The sequence below is a fragment of the Silvimonas sp. genome, assembly GCF_031291215.1.
Taxonomy (GTDB): Bacteria; Pseudomonadota; Gammaproteobacteria; order Burkholderiales; family Chitinibacteraceae; genus Silvimonas; species Silvimonas soli.
The window spans coordinates 408,438-432,888 of sequence record NZ_JARLJK010000144.1 but is presented as its reverse complement, the minus strand read 5'-3'; the positions used below and the strand labels follow the sequence as shown (position 1 = coordinate 432,888).

The following is a 24,451-nucleotide window of genomic DNA, read 5'->3' as shown; positions in this document are numbered from 1 at the left end:
GCCGGAGGTCGCCATGAACGCGCCCCAAACCTTTGAAACCGGAGACCGCATTCAGGCCGCGCTGGCGCATGTTGCCGCCGATGACCGGGCCGTCTGGTATCGCATGGGCATGGCCGTCAAAAGCGAACTGGGCGAAGCCGGGTTTGCATTGTGGGACAACTGGAGCCAGAGCGCCGACAGCTACAACGCCAAGAGCGCCAAAGCCGTATGGAAGGGCATCAAGGAAACGGGCGGCGTCACCATTGCCAGCCTGTTCCATGAAGCCATGCAGCACGGCTACAAGCCCGCCACGCCGTACGCGCCCCCGACACCCGAGCAGCGGGCAAGGCTCGATGCCGAACGCGCCGAAGCGCAGCGGCTGGCAGACGAGGACCAGCGCCAGCAACGTGACGCAGCCAAAGCCAAGGCCGCAAGGCTGTGGGAAACCACGTGCCCGGTACTGGCCAGCCATCCCTACGTGGTCGCCAAAGGCATCAAGCCGATGGGTGCAAAGCAGCTTCGCAACATGCTGGTATTGCCACTGCGGGTGGGTGGCGATCTGGTGAACCTGCAATTCATCGGCGAAGACGGCAACAAGCGGTTTTGTACTGGTGGCCAGGTCAAAGGTACGGCGCTGGTACTGGGCCAGCTCAAGGGTGCAAGCGAAGCACTGCTGTGCGAAGGCTGGGCCACTGGGTGCAGTTTGCATGAAGCCACCGGCCTGCCAGTAGTGGTGGGCTGGAATGCGGGGAATCTTTCCGTAGTGGCCGAACGACTGTCGAAGGTTGAAGGGCTGGCGCTGATTGTCGCGGGAGATTGCGACGCATCCGGCACAGGCCAGCAAGCCGCCATCAACGCCGCCAGAGCGCACGGCAATGCACGCTGGTGCGTTCCTTCGTTTACCGATGGGCAGCGCCAGCAGCGTACTGATGCTGGCAAAGGCGAGCCATCCGATTTCAACGACCTGCACCAGCTGGCCGGGCTGGATGCCATGCGCCAGCAGATCGGGCAGGCAATTGCACCGGATGTTGCTGACGGAGAGGAAAACGCGGTTAGGGGTGATTTAAAGGAAAATTCAATACCAGACGATGCAGATACACCATTGGCAGGCCTCCCCGACGCCAGTGACGAAGAGGCTTACCTGATCCATCTGGCCGGACTGAAACCGCTGGCCTATGCCCGTATCCGCAAGGCAGCTGGTGAGGCTTTGGGCGGCATCCCCTTGGGCATGCTCGACAAGCTGGTGGCTGCAGCACGCAAGGAGCTACTGACTGAATCCGGCAAGGCCGAAGCCAATGGCACCAGCGCGGTCTTTGACGAGGTTGAGCCATGGCCGACACGGGTCAACGGCGCGGCGGTGCTGGATGATGCCTTTGCCCTGCTGTGTCGCTATGTCATTGCCGACCGGGAAACCCTGCGCGCAGCCGCGCTCTGGTGCGCAATGACGTGGTACGCCGATTACGCCACGGTATTGCCGCTGGCGCTGATTACCGCCCCGGAGAAGGGCTGTGGCAAGTCAACGCTGCTGGCTGCGATGTCGAAGCTCTCCAAGATGGCGTTGCCAGCGTCGAACCTAACCAGTGCCGTTTTGTTTCGCGCCATAGAAAAATGGCATCCGGCCTTGTTTATCGACGAAGCCGACACCTTCATGAAGGAAAACCCCGAGCTGGTGGGTGTCATCAATTCCGGGCATACAAGGGATATGGCGTTTACGCTGCGCACCGTCGGCGACGACTACGAACCACGCAAGTTCTCGACGTGGGGACCAAAGGCCATCAGCGGGATCGGTTCTCACTCGGTGGCGGAAACGATCACCAGCCGTTCCGTTGTATTGATGATGCGGCGCAAGCTGGCTGGTGAGCAGTGCGAGAATCTGCGCCACCGCGACCCGGCCACCTTTGTCATGGTTCAGCGCCAGTTTGCCCGCTGGGCCGATGACCACGGCGAAACCTTCGCCGGTATGCGCCCCACGCTGGACGGCCTGAGCAACCGCACCGCCGACAACTGGGAGCCATTGCTGGCTCTGGCCGATCTGGCTGGCGGCGAGTGGCCACGCATTGCACGTATTGCCGCCCACAAACTCACCGGCAGCGAGGATGAAGCGCCCAGCTTCAATGAGGAGCTACTTGGCGATATCAAGGCGGTGTTTGAGCGACTGAAGGTTGACCGCATTCATTCCGCAGATCTGATCGAGGAGCTTTGCCGGGATGAGGAAGCCGCATGGGCCACCTACAACCGGGGACGGCCTGTTACCGGCAAGCAATTGTCCAGGCGTCTGAAAGATTTCGGCATCAAGTCCAGCGACCTGCGCATCGCCATCAACGTGCGCAAAGGCTACAAGCTGGAGCAGTTTGCCGATGTATTCACGCGCTACCTGCTCAAGACGGGGTCTTCTCCCGCAACATCGCTACAAGGCAATACTGGCGCGGCTTCCAGCGATATTTCCATCCGCAACACGGAGCAAAATGTTGCGGATAGAAAAACGCCACAACCAAGCACTGGTGCTGGTTGTAGCGATGTTGCGGATAGAAACCCCCAACCAGGGCATGAACGCGAAAGCGAAGCCGAAAACGACTGGCTGGCCGATTACGAGCAGGCGGAAAACGTACCCGCTGCACGTGACGATTCCGGGTGGGAGATGACGATATGAACGCCGCCCAACTGATCGACTACGCCACCAGCACCGGCCTGCTTCTCTCTGTGAAAGGCGATGTGCTGAAACTGAGCGGCAACCGGGTGGCCGCAAACGATGCGTTTATCCGTGACCTGCGCCAGCACAAAGCCGAAGTGATCGACATTCTGGTGCATCAGCCAGTACGTGCAGTGCTGCCCTATGCGCTGCATGGCGGTGGCGGTGGCCAGATCATCGATCCCGACGGCCTGCTGTCTGCCGTCACCGAACTGCACCAGCGATACGGCAAGCGCCTTGATCTGGAACACCTTGCCGCGTGGTTCGAGCAGCGCGTGACGCTGGTCTGGCCCGTTAGTGACCGCTGGCAGGTCGAGCAAGAGCGCAAAGCACTGGCGGCGCTGAAATCAATGGAGAAACGGCAATGACGAGGAAAAGCACAAAGACGGCAGTGGCCGTCAATGGCAAGGCGAAGCAGCATATGGTTGCATCGTTTCCCGAATCGACGGAAGAGGCCAAAGCAACTGCACGTCTGGCCCTACGCCCCAGCGCCAACGCTGCAGCAGTGGTACAGGAATACGCCAAGCCGTTTGGCGATCAGAGTATTGGTGCTTTGGCGGAGGCCATTGCCGCAAGCAACACAGCCTTGGCGGACGGCGACATGAAGCAGGTTGAGGCCATGCTCATGGGTCAGGCTCAGGCATTGCAGGCCATGTTCATGAATTTCTCCCGCCGGGCACTTAAACAGGAATACCAGAAAAACCTTGAATCATTTTTTGGCATGGCGCTGAAAGCACAGAACCAGTGCCGCATGACGTTGCAGACGCTTGGCGAAGTGAAGAACCCGCGTCTTGCCGTATTTGCCGGGCAGGCCAATGTCACCAGCGGGCCGCAACAGGTCATCAACGGCGCAGCACCTTCGCGCGCGCGGGAAGAAAATGCAAACCTGACGAACGAACTATTGGAGCAGGATCATGGCGAAAGGCTGGACACCCGAGCGCCGGGCACGGCAAGCGGCGTTAATCAGGCAATGGAAACCGTGGGAGAAAAGCACCGGGCCAAAGACTGAGGCGGGCAAAGAGTACAGCCGCCAGAATGCGCTAGTGCATGGCATGCGCAGCGCGGGCGAGATCGAGAACAGGAAGCGGTTCAACGCTATCATGCGCAGTGCAAGGGACTGCTTGGGGAAATTACGACGGTGAGCAAATTGAGCGAATTGGCATTTACATTCCACCTCAATGAGAACGGCGTGGAGCAGGATAAACCTCTGCTCTACCTGTGGGAAATTTATGACGCATATTCTGGCGTGCTGTTACACAGCTATGTGGGAAAAGCCAAGGGGGGCAGCAAACGCCCACTGAAGCACTATCGACGCAACGTGTTGAATCTGCTGCATGGCAGACCCTATCGAAGGGGTAAGTTCGACAAGTTCAGGGCCTCGCATCGGGCCCTCGCCGAGGCAATACTGTTAGGTCATCGGATCGTACTGAGTTTTCTGCGCAACGTAGAATTGGACGCAATCAATGCAGTTGAGCGCCAGGAAATCATAGACCGTGCGCCTGACTTGAACCAGGCTTGATTTCTGCAACCGCATCGGCTCGACAACATTGGCTAAACCTCACAAAACCTCACCTGTCGGTGTTTGTGACAAAGCCAAAGGTTAACAAGACGGTTAACAAGATGGTTAACAAGATGGTTAACACGGTAACCACGGTTATTTATCCGGAAAGAACCACTGCAGACTGGCTGGTTGCCACCGAAAACACATTCTTCGGAAACATTGGTATTAGTGCGCGAGAACAAGGTACGCAGTGAGGTACGCACCCAAACCCTGATCTGGAAACACCGCCATGTTGGTGCTGGCACTAACACAGCATCCGCGGTATCCCTTAGTGCTGACGCTGGCATCCATCAAAACGACATTGAAGCACTATCTCATCGGGAGGCGGCTGCATCCGACGTGAAGGGTGTGGTCGTGCAGAAAGCATCTGCAGTGGCCGCCAGCAAAGTTGACGAAGTAAAACCGTCTCCAGCCTCTGTTTTTGATTGGCATCTGCTGTTGATCGGTTCTGAACTGATTATCCCACCAACATTGCTCTTGTTTGCGTTGTTGAAGCGCGTGTTTGAACGAGCACCTACAAAAGAAAAACAAAAGGGCGACGACGACGAAAGTGTAAGCCCGACAACCGAGGGCCTCGGTGAAGTTATGAAAGGCGTCGGTGAGGTGCTCAAGGGGCTCACCGAGTTGATAGCGAAGAAATAGTATTAACTAAATACCGAGCCCCGCGACCGCGGGGTTTTGCTTTTCAAGACTCGCACAATAAGGTCGCAATGCTTGCTTACGCAAAAACCCTATAAATGAGGCAAGCGGGCACGTGTTGACGGTATTTTTGACGGTATCGTGGCCATTAAAAATATAAAACATAAGCAACGGCGAGGCTTACAGCCAATAGTTCGATAGCCATTCGGTCCACAGTTTTTGATTTGTAACACGAAAATACCCAAGGCATGCGCAAGCGAGCGGATAATGCGGGCCAGTGCAAGCCGTATCCAGTGACTTGATGCGTTTGCCCCCGTGAAACCGTCACGTGAAGCACACAGGCCCGCCGTGAACAAATCAAACCTTGCCCGAATCGCCATGCATCGTGCCTCTCATGTCCGCATCTGGCGCTTGCTTCAGGAAAAGAAAGCCGTTCAGGCCGCACAGTTGCCGCCCCCTCCTACCGAGCAATCCACCCAGCCCGAAGCGGATACCTTCACCATTCCCTTGCCTTGGGACCACTGATTCGTCGCTTGCGCGGTGGTGGTGTGAATGTCCAGGCGCAAAAAAGCGGCAACCGATAGGCTGCCGCTTTTTCACATTCCCGCTGGCGCCCGGTTAGAGAGCCAAGGTCAGCGGCAGCTTTGCCGCAGGAATCCTGATACGCAAACCCAGTGGCGTGCTTTCCGTCTCCAGTGCCGGGGAACTGGCCAGCGTCGGCACATTACGCAGCACCAGCGTCAGATCTTGTGCTTTGCCGGTTTGTTCCACGCTCAGGGCGTTGCCTTTCCGACTTACCTTCACGGTGTTGACCGTCGCGCCCTGCAAGTCACGCACTGTTGCCGTAGCATTGTGCCCATCTTTTAGCGCAAACAGATGCAGTTCGCTCTGCGCCGCATAATCGTAATCGGGCTGTTGATCGTTGGTGCCCAGCGCCAGCAAGGTGTTCGGGCGCACGTACAGCGGCAGGCTCAAAAAGCTGTGCTGTTCGCGGTGCCAGCGGCCACCGACAATCTCCTTGTTGCTGAACAGATGCGTCCAGCGGCCTTCTGGCGCGTAGAAGTCGACATCGCCCGCCGCATTGAATACCGGCGCCACCAACAGCGAATCACCCAGCATGTACTGGCGATCGAGATAATCACAAGTCGGATCATGCGGGAACTCCAGCATCATGGCGCGCATGGTGGGCGTGCCGGTGGTGGCTTGTACCGATGCGTCATACAGATACGGCATCAGACGCGATTTCCACTCGGTAAAGTGGCGCACCACCGCCACGGCCTCATCGTCGAACAGCCAAGGCACCCGATACGATTTGCTGCCATGCAGGCGGCTGTGGCTGGAGAGCAAACCAAACGCCGACCAGCGTTTGTAGACATCGGCGGGGGCGGTGTTCTCAAAGCCACTGATATCGTGGCTCCAGAAACCAAAGCCACTCAAGCACAGCGAAAGCCCGCCACGCAGCGTTTCCGCCATCGATTCGTAGGTAGCGCTGCAATCGCCGCCCCAGTGCACCGGCAGCTTCTGGCTACCGACTGTGCCGGAACGGGCAAACACCACCGCTTCGGCCGCGCCACGTTTTTCGACCAGTACGTCAAACACCACCTTGTTGTACAGGTAGCTGTAGTAGTTGTGCATCTTCTGCGGGTCCGAACCATCGTGGTAAACCACGTCGGTGGGGATGCGCTCGCCGAAGTCGGTCTTGAAGCAATCCACGCCCATATCCAGCAAGCGGCGCAGATGCCCGGCGTACCACTCGCACGCGGCCGGATTGGTGAAGTCGACAATCGCCTGACCGGGTTGCCATTTGTTCCACTGCCACACATCGCCGTCGGGCTTTTGCAGCAGATAACCCTTGGCTTTGCCCTCGGCAAACAGCGGTGACGGTTGCGCGATATACGGGTTGATCCACACGCAAATTTTCAGGCCACGCGCTTTCAGCCGCGCCAGCATGCCTTGCGGATCGGGGAAGGTTTCACGGTTCCACTCAAAGTTGCACCAATGGAAAGCCTTCATCCAGAAGCAGTCAAAGTGGAACACATGCAGCGGAATATTGCGTTCGGCCATACCATCAATGAAGTGATTGACCGTGGCTTCGTCGTAATCGGTAGTGAATGAAGTGGTCAGCCACAGCCCGAACGACCAGGCCGGAGGCAGTGCCGGGCGACCGGTCAGTTGTGTGTAGCGGTCCAGCACCTCTTTCGGTGTCGGGCCGTCGATCACGTAATACTCCAGCCCCTGGCCGGGCACGCTGAACTGCACCTTGGTGACCTTCTCGCTGCCCACTTCAAACGAGACGTTCTCCGGGTGATTCACAAACACGCCATAACCGCGATTGGTCAGATAAAACGGGATGTTCTTGTAGGCTTGTTCGGTGCTGGTGCCACCATCGCGGTTCCAGCTTTCCACGGTCTGGCCGTTCTTCACGAAAGCGGTGAAGCGCTCGCCGAGGCCATAGACATTCTCGCCCACGCCCAAGTCGAGGCGCTCGAACATATACGGCGCGTCTTCCTGATTGCCATCGGTAAGATGGCCGCAACCGCGAAAACCGCTACCGGTAATCCGCTGCTCACCACGCAGAAAGTCCACCGCCCAATCGCCGGTTTTGGCGATGCGCACGGTCAGCGAGCCGCTGGTCAGCGTCGCTTCGGTAGCGGTGTTGGTGATCTGCACCGGCACACGTTGGCGGTTCACTTCAAAATGCGGGCCTGTATCACGCACCCCCTGGAAATGATCGACGCGCACGCCAATGACACCGTTCTGCGGCGAGTGGATACGAAACGCGAGCAGACCCGTATCCAGCTGCGCGCCACGCCCGGAGACGTCGCGCGGGGCGGCGTAGATCAGCAGTTCATCGTCCAGCACATCCACGCTGTGGATTTGCACCGCGTACAGGATGTTCAGACCTTCGCGGATCAGCCAGTTACCGTCACTGATTTTCATGTTGGAATTCCGTTTTGTTGATGCTTGACCGGAAACGTTTCCGGTCAACAATAAAATCCGAGATACCTGGCGCTGTAGCGCACCGGAGCACCTTCGCTTAAATGGCTTTTTCGGTCTCGCGATCGAACAGATGCAAATGTTCGGTGGCGATATGCAGGTTCAACTGCTCCCCCGTCGTCACCGTGGCTTTGCCGGCATGCGCCACCAGCAACGGTTGCGCGGCCGCGCCACCGGGGCGGGCTTCGATAAAGGTCATCGAGCCGGTGGTTTCGACGTTCTCCACTGCGCAGCGCACCGCTTGCCCGGCACCTTGCAGATGCAGATGTTCTGGTCGCAAACCCAGCCACACTTTCAAACCTGGTGGCAAATCACGACCAATATCCAGCGTTTGCAGGTCTTCGGCACCAAACAACACGCTGCGGCCATCACCGCCGATTTGTGCTTCGATAAAGTTCATGGCTGGTGAACCAATAAACCCTGCCACAAACTTGTTGGCTGGTTTGTCATACAGCGCCAGCGGCTCGCCTTGTTGTTCGACGCGGCCTGCGCGCAGCACCACCACGTGATCGGCCATGGTCATGGCTTCGACCTGATCGTGCGTTACGTAAACGGAAGTGGCGTGCAAGCGCTCGTGCAATTTGCGGATTTCCGAGCGCATGTGGACGCGTAGCGCGGCATCCAGGTTGGACAATGGCTCGTCGAACAAAAACACCTTGGGATTGCGCACAATGGCGCGGCCCATCGCCACCCGCTGGCGTTGTCCGCCGGACAATTGGCGCGGCATACGCTCCAGCAAATGTGTCAGCCCCAGCGTTTCAGCCACGCCGCTAATGCTGTCTTTGATGACCTGCGGCGCGCTGCGCTTCAGGCGCAATGAATACGACATATTCTTTTCGATATTCATGTGCGGGTAGAGCGCGTAACTCTGGAACACCATCGCCACGTCACGCTTGCGCGGCGGGGTTTTGTTGACCACTTTGCCGTCAATCTTCAACGTGCCACCGGTGATTTGTTCCAGCCCGGCAATGGTGCGCAACAGCGTGGATTTACCGCAGCCCGATGGCCCGATCAGCGCCACAAAACGCCCTTCCGGCACGGCAATGGTGATGTCCTTGAGGATTTCCACCGGCCCGTAGGACTTGTTCAGATGTTCAATTTCAATGCGATTCATGATCTGTTCCGTGTGAGCGGCTCATAAAACCCTGCCGCCTGCGTTGTACTCGTTTGCCGTAGCACTTGTACTGTCTGCACTTCGTACGCCTTGTCGGCATCGTTCCACTTGGTTTTCTGAGCCGCTCACTTCAAAGCGCCAGCGGTCAGCCCAGCCACAATCCGTCGCTGCAGCAGCATGAAGGCGATCAGGATTGGCGTTACGAACACCGCGGAGTAAGTCATGATCCCGATCCAGTCGATCTTGGTGGCGCCAATAAACGCCGACAGCCCGACCGTGGCGGTCTGGTATTGGTCATCCAGAATCAGCGACCGGGCGTAGACGTACTCACCAAACGATTGCAGGAACACCAGGATTGCCGTCACCAGAATGCCGTTCACCGCCAGTGGCAAGATCACATCAAAGAAGGCGCGGGCGGGAGAGGCGCCATCCACCAGTGCGGCGTCGCGCAGTTCACGCGGAATCTGCACAAAGCTGGCGCGGCACAGCACGATGTAGAACGGCAACGTTTTGGTGATCTGCGCAATCACCACTGCCAGGCGTGGGGTTTCCAGCAGACCGAGTCCTTTGAAAGCGGTGAAGATCGGCGTCACCATCAGGCTCGATGGCAGCGCCTGTAGCACCAACACGGCGAAAATCGCCAGGCTGGTCCAGCGGTTTTGTACGCTAGCCAGCGCATACGCTGCACCAGTACCGACAAACACCGTCACTGCCGTGGTGCCGCAGGCGATGATGAACGAGTTCCACAAGAACTTGCCCATACCGCGCTCGGTAAACACCTGCCAGATATGCGATTCGGCGTGGGCGGGCCAGAAGGTAGGCGGGGACTGGAACATCTCGGCCGCGCTTTTGAACACGGTGATGTACATCCAGTACAGCGGAAAAAGATAGACCGCGGTGACGATGAGCGCGATCACAAACAAGACATAGCGCTTCATCTCACACCATCCGTTCATTGCGCGTGGAGCGCACGTAAAACACCGCCACGATCAGCACCAGAATCATCATCAGCGTGGCTACGGCCGAACCAGCCGACACTTCGAAGGTCTGGAACGACAACTGCCATGACCAGTACTGTGCCACTTGCGACGAATTGGCCGGGCCGCCTTGGGTAAGCGCGGCGATCAGGTCGAACTGTTGCATGGTCATGATTGCGCCCAGCGAGATCACCGCGCCCAGCGTGGCTTTCATCATGGGCAGCGTGATGCCAAAGAAGCGTTGCAAGGCGTTGGCGCCATCCAGTTCCGCAGCTTCGTACAAGTCGCCGGGAATCGCCGCCAGACCGACTGACAGCAGCAGCATATTGAACGGCACGCCCAGCCAGACGTTGGCGATGATCACCGCGTAGATCGAATACGCCGGGTCGGACAGCCAGAAGATGCGGTCATGCAAAATGCCGGAGCGCATCAGCAAGTCATTGAGCACACCGAAATCGCCGGCGAACAGCAGTTTCCAGATCACCCCAACCACCAGCCCGGGCATGATCCAGCCCGCCAGAAACAGGCCGCGCATAAAGGTGGCGAAGGGGAAGTCTTGCAGAAACAGCAGCGCCAGCAGAAAGCCGATGACCACTTGCAGCGCCAGCGACAAACCGACAAACAGCAGCGTGTTTACCAGTACCTGGCGCGCTTCAGGACGGCTGAAGATATCGTGATAATTGGCCAGCCCGGCAAACGGGCGCAGCAGCGTGGCTGGCTCCATCAAGTCCACTTGCTGGAACGACAACACAATGTTGTACAGCAGTGGCAAGCCGGCAAAGACCAGCAGATACGCCAGCGCAAATACCGCCAGCGTGATCTCGAAGCCGCTCTCTTTGGGAAAGCGGGCAAATAACTTGTTCATGGGTTGCCCCGTAAAGCCTGGAAATGCGAATCGGGCGGCGGCGTACATCCGCCGCCGCCCGCAGAGGTGAAACGCTTACTTCTTGATCGATTGCACAGTCTGGTAGGCCGCATCCATCGCTTTCTTCGGATCAGCCTGATGCGTCAACACCGACTGAACAGCGGTGGAGATCGCCTTGGAGACCTTCGGCCATTCCGGATTCGGGCCACGTGGACGGGCATATTGCATTTGCTCGTTGAACGTCTTGTACGCATCCGGCCATTTCGGGTCTTTGGTCACCGTGTCTTTGGACGGTGGCAGCATGCCGAATTCGTTCCAGTTACGGCCACGCTGGCTGTACATGTATTCCAGGAACTCAAACGCCACTTGCGGGTTCTTGGCGGTGCGCAAAATGGCATGATTCTGTTCGCCCAGCGCCGAAGCCTTGGTACCACCGGCCTTTTCGGTTGGCAGCAACGCTACGCGCCATTTGAACTTGGCGCCTTTCTCGACAGCCATCAGTTCCCACGGGCCGTTGATATCCATGGCCGCATTGCCGTTGATAAAGGTAGCGGCCGCTTCAGACTGGCGATGGCTCAGCGTGTCCGGCGAAGCCAGTTTGTCGTCCAGCAGTTTTTGCCAGAACGCAGCGGCGCGGGCAGCGCCCGGATTGTTCAGCTTGTCCCAATCGGCGCCAGTAGCCTGAATGAACGGCAGAAACTGGAATACGCCTTCTTCGTCACCCACTGCCGAGAACGCCAGGCCGTAGATGTTCTTTTGCGCGTTGGTCAGTTTCTTGGCGTAGGCATACAGCTCTTCCCACGTTTGTGGCGGCTTGTTCGGGTCCAGCCCGGCAGCCTTGAACTGGTCTTCGTTGTAGTACAGCGCCAAGGTGTTGGTACCGCGAGGAATCGCGTAGACCTTGCCGTTCCAGCTGGCGTTTTTCAGCGGGCCGGGGAAGATCTGTTTGACGTCGATCACTTTGGATTTGGCCAGATACGGGGTCAGATCCAGCAGCGCATTGCGGGCGGCAAACATGGCGGTGTTCGGGTTATCGACCGGGATTACATCGGGGCCATTGCCCGACATCACCGCACGCATTGCTTCGTCGTTCAGGGCCGAGAATCCGACCTTGCGCACTTGCAGTTGTACATCCGGGTGCAGCTTGGCGAATTCGCGCGCCATTTTTTCGGTGTAGTTGTCTGGCTCATCCACCGCCCATACCGACAGGCTGGCGGCGAGCGCTGCCGCGTTAGCCAGCGTGAATGCCAGACCCAGTGCCGTACACACGGCACGCATGTTCTTTTTCATAGCCCCTCCAGTTGCTGCAAAGTCGCGGATGGCGAAACCGGGTTCGCCTGCTGGGTCGGTGTCAGTCCACCGGTCATGAATATGCTGTTGTCTTGCGCGCCATTCCGGCAGCGAGTAAAGCTGCTATTGAATCGCTTGTAATTTTCCGGAACAAGTTACGGAAACGTTTCCGAAATGGTGCGGCGATTCTTGACCTCGCACCAAAAGCTGTCAAGCAAGCAAGTGAAAAACAGAATCGGGATTGTGGAAAAACAGAAGTGCAGCGGTGATTAGCAACAAAACGACAGCCAGCAAAATCCGCGTTCGCCTCTCGCCGGATACGCTGTTTCAGTGGCCTGCTCCGCCATCGCTATCGCGTGCCCGCAAATCCAGCGGCCACACGCTTTGCCGAGGTTCCGTGCCATAAATTTCAGCAAACTGCGGCCATTGCGACAGCAACACCTTGGCCATGCGCACGCCCAAAGCCTGGGCATCCACCGTAAAACCACTCAACCTTGGCGACAGGTATTCCGGCACATCCCCCGCCAGTACGCCGCCAAACACGGCCAGATCGCGCCCCGGCGTTTTGCCCAATTCATTGAGTTTGCGATAGGCGCCAATGGCCATGCTATCGCTCTGGAACATGATCGCCGTCGGCGGCTGCGGCAATGCCAGCAGGGTTTCGGTGATGCGATAACCGCCGCGCTCAGACAGTTCATCAACCTGGACGAAATCCGGCAGCAGTGGCAATCCCGCCCTGGCCATTTCAGTTTGCCAGGCTTGCAGATACAGATGCGCCTGCATGGCGTCTTTACCGGGTACGCCAATGGCAATGCACTGATGCCCCAATCCGGTGAGATGGCTGACGGCGGTTTTTGCGGCAGCGGCAAAATCCAGATCGATCCAGGCGTGGTCACCACCGGATTCGCTACGGCCGAAGGCCACAAACGGGAAACGACGCCCGGCCACGTAATCAATGCGTTCATCATGGCGGCGCGTGCCGGCCAGAATCACGCCATCCACGTGATGTCGTTCCACAATGCGCCGCAAACGCACGAACTCTTCTTCGTAAGATTTGCTGCCGTACATAACCAGATCCATACCATGCATGGCCAGCACAGATTGCAAACCATCGGCCAGACGCATGAACAGCGCCAGCGTGTAGTTCTCTTCTTCCAGCCGGGCGGGCAGCATCAAACCAATGGTGTTCAGCCGCCCTTTGCGCAGGCTTTCGGCGGCGCGATTAGGCGCATAACCGTGACGGGCCGCTGCCTCGCGCACACGTTCGCGGGTTTTCTCGCTCACTTCGTCACTGTCGTTCAGAGCACGGGAGATGGTGGAAACGGATAGATTCAGCTCGCTGGCGAGCTTGCGGATGCCCATATTGGACTGGTCCTTTGGCGTGCAGATACATGCGGGTTATTTGGCCGCAAGCGTAGCCGGACCGGTCGGCGTTAACAAGCCGCCCTGAGCCGAGCGGACAAGCCGGGAACAAATACGGCGCAATTACCTTACAGGCAACGCGCCGCAATTTGCATTCTTCATGACCCCCATCAAGCCTGATCAGGCGATAGAGCGCACCACTCCGCCATCGACCTTCAGCGCCGCGCCGTTGGTGGCAGAAGCCTGCGTGGAGCACACATACACCACCATATTGGCGACTTCTTCCACCGTAGCCAGGCGCTTGAGCAGCGATGTCGGTCGATGCGTAGCAATGAAATCACGCTCAACCTGCTCTTGCGGGACGCCTTGTTCTTTGGCGATTTCACCAAAAAAGTTGCCCACGCCATCTGAGCGTGTCGGGCCGGGCAGTACCGCGTTCACAGTCACGCCTGTGCCCGCAGTCAATTCGGCCATGCCACGCGATACCGCCAGTTGTGCGGTTTTACTGACGCCGTAATGGATCATCTCTGCCGGAATGTTCAAACCGGATTCGCTGGAGATAAACACCACGCGGCCCCAGTTGGCTTTGAGCAAACGCGGCAAGTAATGGCGCGACAGCCGAATCCCGCTCATAACATTCACATCAAGCATGGTTTGCCAGTGTTCGTCGGTGATCTCGGCAAACTCCCGCGGTTCGAAAATCCCGGCGTTGTTCACCAGGATATCCACATCCGGATAGGCGGCGATGATGGCTTGCGCGCCCGCCGCTGTACCCAGATCAGACGCGATCACGCTGAGCGTAGCTTTCGGAAAAGCCGCAGCAATACTCTGGCGTGCTTTCTCCAGTTTGGCCGCATCACGTCCATGCAAAACGACGGAGGCGCCAGCTTCGGCCAGCCCACGCGCAATCGCCAAACCAATGCCGGATGACGAACCTGTGACCAGTGCGGTTTTACCTGTCAAATCGATATGCATAGCAAACTTGCTCCTGAGTGTGGCAAAGCCAGAATCAATCAAACCCCAAATGTGCCGCCCGGACAAAGGTAGCCGCCGGGCCAGCAAACCCTCGAATAACCTGAGCACTACATCAGGCCGAAGCCATCAGATCAAAACCCTTCAAGCACAATCTTGCCGCGCGCCTTGTTACTTTCCAGCAAGGCATGCGCCTTTTTCAGATTGGCGGCATTGATGGTGCCAAAATGCTCGGCCAGCGTCGTGCGAATCACCCCGGCATCGATCAGATCCGCCAGGCGGGTCAGCAACTGATGCTGCTTGATCTGATCAGCAGTGGCAAACATCGAGCGCGTAAACATGAACTCCCAGTGCAGCGAAATACTCTTGCGCTTGAGCGGGCGCGCATCCAGTTGTGCCGGGTCATCAATCAGCGCCAGCTTGCCTTGCGGGGCTAGCGCCTCGACGATCTGCGCATAGTGCGCCTCGGTCTGGTTCAGGCTCGCCACGTACTCCACCTGAGCAACGCCAATGCGCTTGAGTTCCTCGGTGAGCGGCTTGGTGTGGTCGATCACGTGATGCGCGCCCAGCTCTTTTACCCAAGCCTGGGTTTCTGGCCGCGAAGCGGTGCCGATCACGGTTAGCCCGGTCAATTGCCGCGCCAGCTGCACCATGATCGAACCCACGCCACCCGCAGCGCCGATCACCAGCAATGCGTTACCACTCGGCGCAGCGTTATCCAGCACCTGCAGGCGATCAAACAGCAATTCCCAAGCCGTGATAGCCGTCAGTGGCAGCGCCGCAGCATGGGCGAAATCCAGCGATTGCGGCATGCGGCCCGCAATGCGCTCATCCACCAAATGCAGTTCGCTGTTGGTGCCGGGCCGGGTCAATGAACCGGCGTACCACACGCGATCCCCCGGCTTGAACAAACTGACCCTGCTGCCCACTGCACGCACCACGCCAGCGGCGTCCCAGCCAATGACCTTGGCCTCACCGGCCGTTGGCGCCACCCCGCCGCGAATTTTGACGTCCACCGGGTTTACCGAGATCGCCTTCACCTCAACCAGCAAGTCGTACTCGCCCGGCGTCGGGTCTGGCAGGGTCAGGTCGATCAGTGACTCAGGGTGATCAATGGCCTGGTTCTGGTAATAGCCTACTGCTTTCATGATGTTTCTCCGGAACGTTGTAAAGGTGCTGACTGGCAGGGCAATGCCACTGCCACATGCGAATCGAATGAGCGCATCTTGACCCTGTTACGGCAGCTGAAAAACAGGCTAAGATCAGATGCAGTTTCAATTTATTTTTGAAAATAGCCAAAATGAGGGCCTTAAATCTTGGTGCGAATTGAAGATTTACTGGTGTTTGTACGGGCGGCAGAAAACGGCAGCTTTTCCGCCGCCGCGCGCGAACTTGATCTCACTCCCGCCGTCGCCAGCGCCGCGCTCAAACGGCTTGAGGCCGAATTGCAAACGCGGCTGTTTGTGCGATCCACCCGTAGTTTGCGCCTGACCAGTGACGGCGAACGCTATCTGGAGCACGCCCGCAGCGCGCTGACCGCACTCGAAGCGGGCCGCGATGCCATCGCCCAGGACAAACAACGTATCTCCGGCACCTTGAGCATCTCCATGCCCTCCGACCTGGGCCGCAATTTGCTGACAGGCTGGCTGGATGACTTCCAGCGTGAACATCCCGCGGTGGGCTTCCAGATTCGCATCAGCGACCGCCTCGCCGATTTTTACCGGCAACCGGTCGATATCGCCCTGCGTTATGGCGCACCAGAAGACTCCAGCCTGGTGGCGTTGCCGCTGGAACCCACAAATCGCCGCGTGCTGGTGGCGTCACCCGACTATCTGGTTCGCCACCCGGCCCCACAAACTCCCGCGCAACTGCGTCAGCACAATTGTCTGCGTTTTCTGCTCAGCGACACCGTGCACGAACGTTGGCGCTTCAGCCAGGGCGATACGGATTACACAGTGGCGGTACATGGCGACCGGGTGAGCGACGATGGCGAAGTGGTGCGCCGCTGGGTGCTGGCCGGGCTGGGCATTGCCTACAAATCGAAGCTGGATGTGTTGCCCGATTTGCAACTCGGTCGGCTGCAATTGTTGCTGCCGCAATATCAGGGCGAAGCTGCCCCCATGTACCTGCTCTGCGCCCACCGCCTCACGTTATCGCCCACCGTCATTCGCCTGCGTGAATACCTGCAAAGCCGGTTTGCCCGGTACATCCAGATTGCGAATCCAGCCGCCCTTTAAGCCCGCAAACTGGCGGTTTTGCTGCTGCGCCCAAAAAATATCCACAGCAAAGTGTTGACGCCCCGACAATTCTTAGGCAGAATGCGCGGCTCGTTGGGTCGTTAGCTCAGTTGGTAGAGCAGCGGACTTTTAATCCGTTTGTCGCAGGTTCGAATCCCGCACGACCCACCAGAAAATTCAGGAGGCTAGCTCGCAAGGGCTGGCCTCTTTTGCATTCTGCAATGCATTTTCAAACCTGATCTCCACGCAAACCGTCGCTCCCAAGCACAACCGGCCATGGCAATGATTGTATTTCCTGGAGAAATCGACCCATCGCTATCGGCCAGCCGCAACCATCCTTGCATTGAGAAACCGGTTTGCCAATTCGGCTTTTACGGCGCAGTTGCAGACTGGAAACTCTGAAAAGCCTTCGCATCCAGCGCGCGCGCAAACAGCCATCCCTGGCCATATTGCACTGCGCGAGCCTTCAGATAAGCGTGCTGCTCTGCGGTCTCTATGCCTTCTGCCACGATGTTCAGGTTCAGATCCTGAGCCATTGCGATAACGTGTTCGGTGATGTCTGCGGTTGCCGTCGCTTTGCCAATGGCGTCAACAAACATCTTGTCGACCTTCAGGCCAGCGAGCGGCAATTCTGATAAATAGGCCAGGCTGGAATAACCCGTACCAAAGTCATCGATATAGATAGCAAAACCGGCGTGGTGCAGGCGGTTGAGCGCATCTAGCGAAACGGGATCATTAACGCAGGCACTTTCGGTAATTTCCACCCATATCTGTTCGGGCCGGATACCCGTTTGCGCCACCATGCCGGTCAATTTGCCGACCACGTCGCTTTGCTGCAGGTCTGATGCAGCGAAATTCACCGAAATATGCAGAGATGGATTGGCGACAAGAAACGCGCCCTGGTCGCGTGCGATTTGAGCCAGTACCACGTCCGTGATCTGCGGCAATAGTCCAAGGCTCTCGGCCATCGGGATGAAAGTTGCCGGGCTGACGGTTACGTTCTCTGCCGTGCACCAGCGTACCAGGGCCTCCGCGCCGCTACATCTGCCGGTATCCAGCTCAATAATGGGTTGGTACTGCACAAAGAATTGTTTGCGCCGGAGCGCTTCGAGCAAGGTGGCTCTGGGCCCCTGCCATTTGCGGGCCCAGCGCAGTACCAGCCAGCTAGCCAGCAAGCTCATGGCCAGAGCGAAGGGCATGCAGATATAAAGCAGCTTTTGCCATGCCTGCTGGAACGGCATCACCGGCTCATAGATCACCACTGCCATTGCCATCTGTTTCGAGCGCACAACCCGGAATATGCGGCCCTCCACTGTCTGTTTATCCAGTTTGCCGGCGAGCGCCTGTTTCAATATTTCCGGGTCGGCATGTGGCCATCTGGCAATGGCCTGGCCGTTGGCGGTGTCGACCACACCCAGCTGGATTGTGTTATCGAGCGGAACGATATCTACATAGAAACGCGGATCAACGATGACCAGATGCTGTCGGTCTCGCAATGCTACAAACCTGGAGTCCAGTCCGGCAGCAACATCGGCGGCATTGGCCAGCCCCTTGCCGACCTCTGCGACGTGAGAGGTACAGACGAGGGTAGAACCTTGCAGATACGCCACTTCACGCACGTAGCGATATTTGCGCTCGATCTCGCGCAGAGCATGCAGATGCGCCTCGCCACAATAGGGACCACTTGTAGCGTTGGCCTCGGCCAGAGCGTTTTGCGCCTCGCCCGCGACCATTTCCGCACGCAGCAATACGCGGCCGGAAAACTCGTCAATGCGGTGCAGAAAGGCTTGCTGGGCGATGCCGTAGGAGACCAGCGCAATCAGCAGCGCAGGCGCACAAAAACCGGTGGCGATCGCCACCGGCATGTACCAGGGCCGAAGTTTCATTATGAGCGGAACCTTTGTGGTGCCGCTATAGCTGGAGCCTGATCATAGGCCCGAGTCCGGGCGCGCTTTCCATTTGGTGAGGCAGAGCAGATGCAATGGGCTAGATACAGGCCACCAATTTGGCCAAAGCGGGCAAGATGGATGACTGCTTGGGCGCAAGTTTCAGCGGTGTGTATTCGTCGCTGACGGTCTCTGACGATCTCTGACGTTTCGGGCTTTCTGCATGAAAAAACCGTACAACCCCGCTGCCTTATGCCTTTTGCATTGGACTGATTTTGCCCGGCATACCGTTTTGTATGATGGGCATTAATTGACAGCGGCAGCTTGTTTTATTGCCGCACTGATCGTTGATGAGTATCAAATATCGCAGCGCACATTACGTGCTAGTCAGCTCCACCTGCCTTTTCGGCTCGCCGGACAATGCCTGCTCAAAGAACGACGAAATCAGCAAGCTGTGTCGCCGCTCAGCCAGGCAATAAACATAGGTTTCGGTGTGGACCGGGTCGCCCTCGATCCGCACGACACGGATATCCGGGTGCGCAATGAATTCGGCCTCGGACACCGTACCCAAACCCAAGCCACGGATAACGGCTTCACGCAGCGCCTCGCGACTGCCAATCTCCATCGACATATGGGGTTTGACGCCCGCTTGCTGCAGCGCCAGATCAAGCGCGGCGCGGGTAGTTGAGCCTTTTTCCCGGCGCAGCAAGGGTTGCTGGTGCAACTCGGCCAGCGAAATGCTGCCGCGATGGGCAAACGGATGCGCCACATTGGCAAACAACACCACGCGATGACGAGCGTAACTGTGAATGGCAAAGCGCGGATCATCATGCTGACCGGCCAGCACCGCGATATCGGTGATGTAGTTTTCCAGATCAGCCAGCACCGCAGCGGAATTACCGATGCGGATCGATATCTCGATATCGGGATATTGGCGCCGGTATGCATCAACCATCTCGATCACATGAAACGGCCCCACCGCGCCCAGCTTTAACTGACCGCGAGTGAGCCTGCCTGAATCGTGCAGCAGGTTGTACGCATCGGTTTCCAGCGAAGCCAGTTGCTGGGCGAATGGCAGCAGTTGCTGGCCAACTTCAGACAATTGCAGCCGCCGGCCATGGCGCACAAACAACTCCACATTGTGTTGTTTTTCCAGCGCCTGCACTTGTGCCGTCAGCGTGGGCTGGCTCAGCCCCAAAGCGCGGGCACCGGCGCTGAAGCTGCCGTAGCGCGCCACCGCGAGGAAGGCGCGGAACCGGGCAGTGCTCATGTATAGATTCCTTCTATAGTTTGCTGGGCAAAGACATGTTGAACCGCTCAGATGACTGTCACATTACGTCGTTAATCTCTGCGGCATTCTCCCTGTCACGAGGTTTGCCATGAAACGCATGTCGTCTTTGCTGTCCGCGCTCTGTCTGGCGGTGTTGCCGCTGCTTGTTGCTACCCCGGCCCAAGCCGAACCTAAAACCACGCTCACCATCGGCCTGATTCCATCCGAAGACTCCCAAGCCATGGTTGAAAGCAGCAAACAAGTCCTGGAAAGTCTGCATCAGCAAACCGGTCTGACCATCAAGCCGTTTGTGGCAACCGACTACAACGGCGTGATTGAGGCACTGCGCTCAGGCAAGCTGGATGTCGCTTATCTGGGGCCGTTCTCTTACGCGCTGGCCAACCAGGTGGCTGATGCCGAAGCATTTGCGGTTGCGGTCACCAAGAAAAACAACTCCAGTGCGTACCACAGCCTGATCATCGTGCGCAAAGAGTCGGATATCAGCTCGCTGGCGCAACTGAAGGGCCATACCTTCGCTTTTGTTGATCCAAGCTCCACCTCGGGCCACTTGTTCCCCAAAGCCGCTTTGCAGAAAGCGGGTTATGACACAGACAAACTGTTCTCGCGCACTGTGTTCTCGGGCTCGCACGACGCCAGCATCCTGGCTGTGGCGAACAAAAAGGTCGATGCCGCTGCGGTGGCTGACCGGATTCTCGCCTCTGCCATCGCTCGTGGCATCGTGAAGCAAGATGACTTCAAGGTGGTGTGGACTTCCAGCCCGATCCCGGAATCGCCGATGGTCTGGCGTAAAGATCTGGACCCGGCCACCAAAGAAAAACTGAGCAAGGCTTTTGCCAATATCAAAGACCTGCCATGGGGCGACCAAGGCATGCTGGCGGGCTTTCAGCCGACCAACGATGCCGCCTATGACATCATTCGCGAAACCGCCAAGGTGCTCGATCTTGATTTGCGGAAAATGAAATGATTCACGTACGCCAACTCACCAAATCCTGGGGTGACAACCTGGTTCTGCGCGGCATCGATCTGGATGTCGCACCGGGAGAATTCGTGGTTATCCTGGGGCAGTCGGGCGCGGGCAAATCGACACTGCTGCGCTGTATGAACCGGCTGGTGACGGCGGACTCGGGCGAACTGGAAGTCACCGGGCTGGATGCCAACCAGCCTGGCACCACCCGTGCTTTGCGTCGCCAGGTGGCGATGATTTTCCAGCACCATCACCTGGTTCTGCGTTTGTCGGTCCTCAAAAACGTGCTGACTGGCCGCTTGGGCGCGCTGCCGACGTTCACCTCAATACTTCAGTTGTTCAAGCGTGAAGACGTCGCTCTGGCTCATGAGTGTTTACGCCGGGTTGGTCTGGCCGCCAAAGCCACGGCTCGCGCCAGTTCGCTTTCTGGCGGGCAAATGCAGCGCGTGGGGATTGCCCGCGCCCTGGCCCAGCAGCCGCGGGTGATTCTGGCCGATGAACCGGTGGCCAGTCTTGATCCGCACAGCGCACGCATGGTGTTGCAATACCTGCGCGATGCCACGCGGGAACTAGGCATCACCGTGGTGTGCAACCTGCATCAGGTGGAATACGCCCGCGAATTTGGCGACCGCATTGTGGGTCTGGCGCAGGGCCGGATCGTGTTCGACAGCAGCGAAGGTGCGCTGACCGAGGCGGACTTGCAGCGCATCTATCCGGGCCAGGATGCATCAGCCCCGGCAACAGCCCCGGTGAGTCTCACTCCCGCGACCGCAATCACACACGCCGTGGGCCTGGAGGTACTGCAATGAGCACGTTCAAGCATCAATGGCTGGTCAGCGGGCCTAAAAACTCCGCGCAATGGTTGAGCCTGGGCGCCGCGATGGTCATCGGCATTGTGGTGCTGCAATGGAGCGCCGCCGGTGCGCAACTGAGCTGGAGTGATCTGGCTGGCGGCCTGCCGCAAATTGCCGATTTTATCGGCCGCACCATACCGCCAGACTGGAAGATATTGCCCCGGCTGATCGGCCCGGCGCTGGAAACCTTCCAGATCGCGCTGTGGGGCACAGTCTTCGGCGTGATCTTTGCCGTGCCGCTGTCTTTGCTGGCAGCACGCAATCTGCATATGCCGTGGCTGCTGTATCAGGGCGCGCGGCAATTGTTCAACCTGATCCGCAGTATCAACGAGCTCATTCTGGCGCTGATTTTTGTCTCCGCCGTCGGCCTCGGGCCATTTCCCGGCGTGCTGGCTCTGGCGCTGCATGGCGTGGGGATGCTGGGCAAATTCTTTGCTGAAAGCATCGAAGAAATCGACCAGGGCCCGATCGAGGCACTGGAAGCCACCGGCGCCCGGCCACTACAAGTGATCGTATTTGGCGTGATACCACAAGTCATCACCGCCTGGATCGCCGTGATTCTGTACCGCTTTGAAGTCAACCTGCGTTCGGCCACCGTGCTGGGCATGGTCGGCGCGGGCGGGCTGGGTTTCGAGTTGCTGAGCAGCCTCAAGCTCTTCAAATACCCGCAGTCGGCCACCTGCATCATCGTTATCGCCGTCATGGTGATTGCGGCGGATGCCATTTCATCGCGCTTGCGCCGGGCCATCCAGCGCGGCTAATGCGCTGGCGCCCACCAGAAAAACAAAACGGAATTTACCCCATGTGGCACTACCAGAACCCTGTCGATATCCACGCCGGGCGCGGAGCGCTGGACGGACTGTCCGCGCTGCTCGGCAACCGCCGCGCAATCCTGATCACTTTTCCCGAAGCCGCCTCTCTGGGCATTAACCAGCGGCTGGCCGATTTGCTGGGCGAGCGTTTGCTGGCCATCGAGTCCGACGTACAACCCAACCCGGACGTGAGCTGGCTCAGGCCGATGTACCAGCGCGTGTGGCAGCACTATGCCGATGCCGATTGCATCATTGCGCTGGGCGGCGGCAGCGTGATCGATTGCGCCAAGGCCATGCTGGCACCCACACCATCGCGCACCTTTGACGAACTGCTTACCCTGCTCACCAGCACCGATAGCAGCGCGCCATTGCGCGGGCAAGCCAAAACGCTGATCGCCATTCCGACCACCGCAGGCACCGGCAGTGAAGTAACACCGTGGGCCACCATCTGGGATCAGCAAGCGGCGCGCAAATACTCCTTGCACCAGCCGTGGTCGTGGCCCGAAGCCGCCATTATCGATGCCGACCTGATGGTGACTCTCCCCCGCGCCAGTACGCTGGCCAGTGGCCTTGATGCACTGTCGCATGCACTGGAATCGCTATGGAATATCCACCGCAACCCGGTATCCGCCACCCTGGCCGTGACGGCAGCCCGCGAAATCATCGCCACCTTGCCGCGTCTGTTGGCTAACCTGGATGACGTCACCCTGCGCGAACGCATGGCGGTGGCAGCACTCCAGGCCGGGCTGGCGTTCTCCAATACGCGCACAGCGCTGGCGCACTCGCTGTCTTATGACATCACCCTGCAGCAAGGCGTGGCCCATGGCATTGCGTGCTCCTTCAGCTTGCCCCGCATCATGGAAATGGCCGTGGGCGCCGATGCCGAACTGGACGCCCTGCTGCTGCGGATTTTTGATGCAACCAGCGCGGGCAATGCCGTCCAGCATTTGCGCGATTTTCTGGAAAACCTGGGCGTGAGTACCGACCCCGCCGACTATGGTCTGGCCGAAGCCGACTGGGATGGCCGGATCGACCAGGCACTGCAAGGCCCGCGTGGCCGCAATTTCATCATTCCCGGCGACAAACATCCCAACTGAAGGTCATCAATCATGAACGTGCATTTTGAGAACAAACCCGCCGTGCAGGCGGCCATCTTTGACTGGGCAGGTACGCTGGTCGATTTCGGCTCGCTCGCTCCTACCCAGATTTTTGTCGAAGTTTTTGCCCAGTTTGGCATCCAGATCAGTCTGGAACAGGCGCGGGGCCCGATGGGTTTATCCAAGTGGCAGCACATCAGCGCGCTGCTGGCCGAGCCGGCCATTCAGCAACAATGGCAAGACAAGGTGGGCAATCCGTCGACCAACGCCGATATCGACGCCATGTACCGGCGCTTCATGCCGCTGCAATTGACCCGGGTTGGCGACTATTCGGCACCGATTGCCGGCGTTCCGGAGGTACTGACCTGGTTGCGCAACGCAGGTATCAAGATTGGCTCATGCTCCGGTTATCCACGCGAAGTGCTGAATGTGGTGCTGGCAAATGCCATTCCGGCGGGAGTCTCGCCAGACTATGCCGTGGCCGGGGATGAACTGCCCGCCGGTGGCCGCCCAGGCCCGTATATGGCGCTGGCCAACGTCCTGGCACTGGCGGTGAGTGACGTGCGCCAATGCATCAAGATTGATGACACCACTCCCGGCATTGAAGAAGGCCGTAACGCGGGCATGTGGTGCGTGGGCGTGACCGTTTCGGGCAACGAGGTGGGTTATTCGCTCGCCGAAATGGCCGGGGCGACACCAGAGCAAATCGCCCGGCGTAAAGCCATTGCCAGCGAACGGCTGCTGGGTGCCGGGGCGCATTACGTGATTGATTCGGTGGCAGACTTGCCAGAAATCGTCATGGCCATTGATGCACGAATCAAGGCGGGCGAAACGCCCTGAGTAGCAAGTCGGTCCGGTCAGTTCA

Annotated in this window: 22 protein-coding genes and 1 tRNA gene; 13 read left to right on the top strand and 10 right to left on the bottom strand. The window is 58.4% G+C overall.

What is annotated here, in order from left to right; all coding sequences use genetic code 11:
• The first annotated feature begins 13 nt into the window (after window positions 1–13).
• The 6 genes from P4L78_RS21300 (at window position 14) to P4L78_RS21275 (ending at window position 5,393) form a co-directional block, all read left to right on the top strand.
• Window positions 14–2,629, top strand: a complete 2,616-nt coding sequence (locus P4L78_RS21300; protein WP_309330557.1) for a DUF3631 domain-containing protein — start codon at window positions 14–16, stop codon at window positions 2,627–2,629.
• The gene (locus P4L78_RS21295; protein ID WP_309330555.1) at window positions 2,626–3,036 is read left to right on the top strand and encodes a hypothetical protein; all 411 of its coding nucleotides are present in this window, start codon (window positions 2,626–2,628) and stop codon (window positions 3,034–3,036) included. Before P4L78_RS21300 ends, P4L78_RS21295 begins: the two co-directional genes overlap by 4 nt.
• Window positions 3,033–3,677 carry a hypothetical protein gene (locus P4L78_RS21290; RefSeq protein ID WP_309330554.1) on the top strand — a complete coding sequence of 215 codons (645 nt, stop codon included), beginning with the start codon at window positions 3,033–3,035 and terminating at the stop codon, window positions 3,675–3,677. Before P4L78_RS21295 ends, P4L78_RS21290 begins: the two co-directional genes overlap by 4 nt.
• 138 nt (window positions 3,678–3,815) lie before the next feature.
• A complete protein-coding gene (locus P4L78_RS21285; RefSeq protein WP_309330552.1) occupies window positions 3,816–4,187 on the top strand; it encodes a hypothetical protein in 372 nt (123 codons plus the stop codon).
• Window positions 4,188–4,358: 171 nt separating this feature from the next.
• A complete protein-coding gene (locus P4L78_RS21280) occupies window positions 4,359–4,871 on the top strand; it encodes a hypothetical protein (protein WP_309330550.1) in 513 nt (170 codons plus the stop codon).
• Window positions 4,872–5,246: 375 nt separating this feature from the next.
• Window positions 5,247–5,393, top strand: a complete 147-nt coding sequence (locus P4L78_RS21275) for a hypothetical protein (RefSeq protein ID WP_309330548.1) — start codon at window positions 5,247–5,249, stop codon at window positions 5,391–5,393.
• Window positions 5,394–5,486: 93 nt separating this feature from the next.
• Here P4L78_RS21275 and yicI read toward each other — a convergent pair whose 3' ends face one another.
• From yicI to P4L78_RS21235, 8 genes are all read right to left on the bottom strand, one after another.
• The gene (yicI, locus tag P4L78_RS21270; RefSeq protein ID WP_309330546.1) at window positions 5,487–7,808 is read right to left on the bottom strand and encodes an alpha-xylosidase; all 2,322 of its coding nucleotides are present in this window, start codon (window positions 7,806–7,808) and stop codon (window positions 5,487–5,489) included.
• Window positions 7,809–7,905: 97 nt separating this feature from the next.
• Complete coding sequence (locus P4L78_RS21265; RefSeq protein WP_309330544.1) at window positions 7,906–8,979, bottom strand: sn-glycerol-3-phosphate ABC transporter ATP-binding protein UgpC; 1,074 nt, start codon at window positions 8,977–8,979, stop codon at window positions 7,906–7,908.
• A gap of 125 nt (window positions 8,980–9,104) precedes the next feature.
• Complete coding sequence (locus tag P4L78_RS21260; RefSeq protein ID WP_283147591.1) at window positions 9,105–9,917, bottom strand: carbohydrate ABC transporter permease; 813 nt, start codon at window positions 9,915–9,917, stop codon at window positions 9,105–9,107.
• Between the two features lies 1 nt (window position 9,918).
• Entirely contained in the window at window positions 9,919–10,821 is a 903-nt protein-coding gene (locus tag P4L78_RS21255; RefSeq protein WP_283147590.1) for a carbohydrate ABC transporter permease, read from the bottom strand.
• Between the two features lie 75 nt (window positions 10,822–10,896).
• Window positions 10,897–12,111, bottom strand: coding sequence for a sugar ABC transporter substrate-binding protein (locus tag P4L78_RS21250; RefSeq protein WP_309330542.1), 1,215 nt, complete (start codon window positions 12,109–12,111; stop codon window positions 10,897–10,899).
• Window positions 12,112–12,438: 327 nt separating this feature from the next.
• Complete coding sequence (locus tag P4L78_RS21245; RefSeq protein ID WP_309330540.1) at window positions 12,439–13,473, bottom strand: substrate-binding domain-containing protein; 1,035 nt, start codon at window positions 13,471–13,473, stop codon at window positions 12,439–12,441.
• 180 nt (window positions 13,474–13,653) lie between these two features.
• Window positions 13,654–14,448: an SDR family NAD(P)-dependent oxidoreductase gene (locus P4L78_RS21240; RefSeq protein ID WP_283147587.1), complete on the bottom strand. Its 795-nt coding sequence runs from the start codon at window positions 14,446–14,448 to the stop codon at window positions 13,654–13,656.
• 131 nt (window positions 14,449–14,579) lie between these two features.
• Window positions 14,580–15,593: a zinc-binding alcohol dehydrogenase family protein gene (locus P4L78_RS21235; RefSeq protein WP_309330538.1), complete on the bottom strand. Its 1,014-nt coding sequence runs from the start codon at window positions 15,591–15,593 to the stop codon at window positions 14,580–14,582.
• A gap of 171 nt (window positions 15,594–15,764) precedes the next feature.
• Here P4L78_RS21235 and P4L78_RS21230 point away from each other — a divergent pair, with 171 nt between their 5' ends.
• Both P4L78_RS21230 and P4L78_RS21225 read left to right on the top strand, forming a co-directional pair.
• Window positions 15,765–16,682: a LysR family transcriptional regulator gene (locus tag P4L78_RS21230; RefSeq protein WP_309330651.1), complete on the top strand. Its 918-nt coding sequence runs from the start codon at window positions 15,765–15,767 to the stop codon at window positions 16,680–16,682.
• Window positions 16,683–16,777: 95 nt separating this feature from the next.
• Window positions 16,778–16,853, top strand: a tRNA-Lys gene (locus P4L78_RS21225).
• 200 nt (window positions 16,854–17,053) lie between these two features.
• On the opposite strand, the gene P4L78_RS21220 is transcribed toward P4L78_RS21225, so the two are convergent.
• Together P4L78_RS21220 and P4L78_RS21215 are read right to left on the bottom strand one after the other, a co-directional pair.
• Window positions 17,054–18,568 (bottom strand): EAL domain-containing protein, encoded by a 1,515-nt coding sequence (locus P4L78_RS21220; RefSeq protein WP_309330536.1) that lies wholly within the window; start codon window positions 18,566–18,568, stop codon window positions 17,054–17,056.
• Window positions 18,569–18,944: 376 nt separating this feature from the next.
• Window positions 18,945–19,838: a LysR family transcriptional regulator gene (locus P4L78_RS21215; protein WP_309330534.1), complete on the bottom strand. Its 894-nt coding sequence runs from the start codon at window positions 19,836–19,838 to the stop codon at window positions 18,945–18,947.
• Window positions 19,839–19,947: 109 nt separating this feature from the next.
• On the opposite strand from P4L78_RS21215, the gene phnD reads away from it, so the two are divergent.
• The 5 genes from phnD to phnX are packed head-to-tail and all read left to right on the top strand — an operon-like array spanning window position 19,948 to window position 24,426.
• Entirely contained in the window at window positions 19,948–20,823 is an 876-nt protein-coding gene (gene phnD, locus P4L78_RS21210; RefSeq protein WP_309330532.1) for a phosphonate ABC transporter substrate-binding protein, read from the top strand.
• Complete coding sequence (gene phnC / locus P4L78_RS21205; protein ID WP_309330530.1) at window positions 20,820–21,632, top strand: phosphonate ABC transporter ATP-binding protein; 813 nt, start codon at window positions 20,820–20,822, stop codon at window positions 21,630–21,632. Before phnD ends, phnC begins: the two co-directional genes overlap by 4 nt.
• On the top strand, window positions 21,629–22,438 hold the full coding sequence (gene phnE, locus P4L78_RS21200; protein WP_283147581.1) for a phosphonate ABC transporter, permease protein PhnE: 810 nt from the start codon (window positions 21,629–21,631) through the stop codon (window positions 22,436–22,438). The genes phnC and phnE overlap by 4 nt, the downstream gene beginning before the upstream one ends.
• Window positions 22,439–22,479: 41 nt before the next feature.
• Window positions 22,480–23,586, top strand: a complete 1,107-nt coding sequence (gene psrA, locus P4L78_RS21195; RefSeq protein WP_309330528.1) for an iron-containing alcohol dehydrogenase PsrA — start codon at window positions 22,480–22,482, stop codon at window positions 23,584–23,586.
• 12 nt (window positions 23,587–23,598) lie between these two features.
• Complete coding sequence (gene phnX, locus P4L78_RS21190; RefSeq protein ID WP_309330526.1) at window positions 23,599–24,426, top strand: phosphonoacetaldehyde hydrolase; 828 nt, start codon at window positions 23,599–23,601, stop codon at window positions 24,424–24,426.
• Window positions 24,427–24,451: the final 25 nt, after the last annotated feature.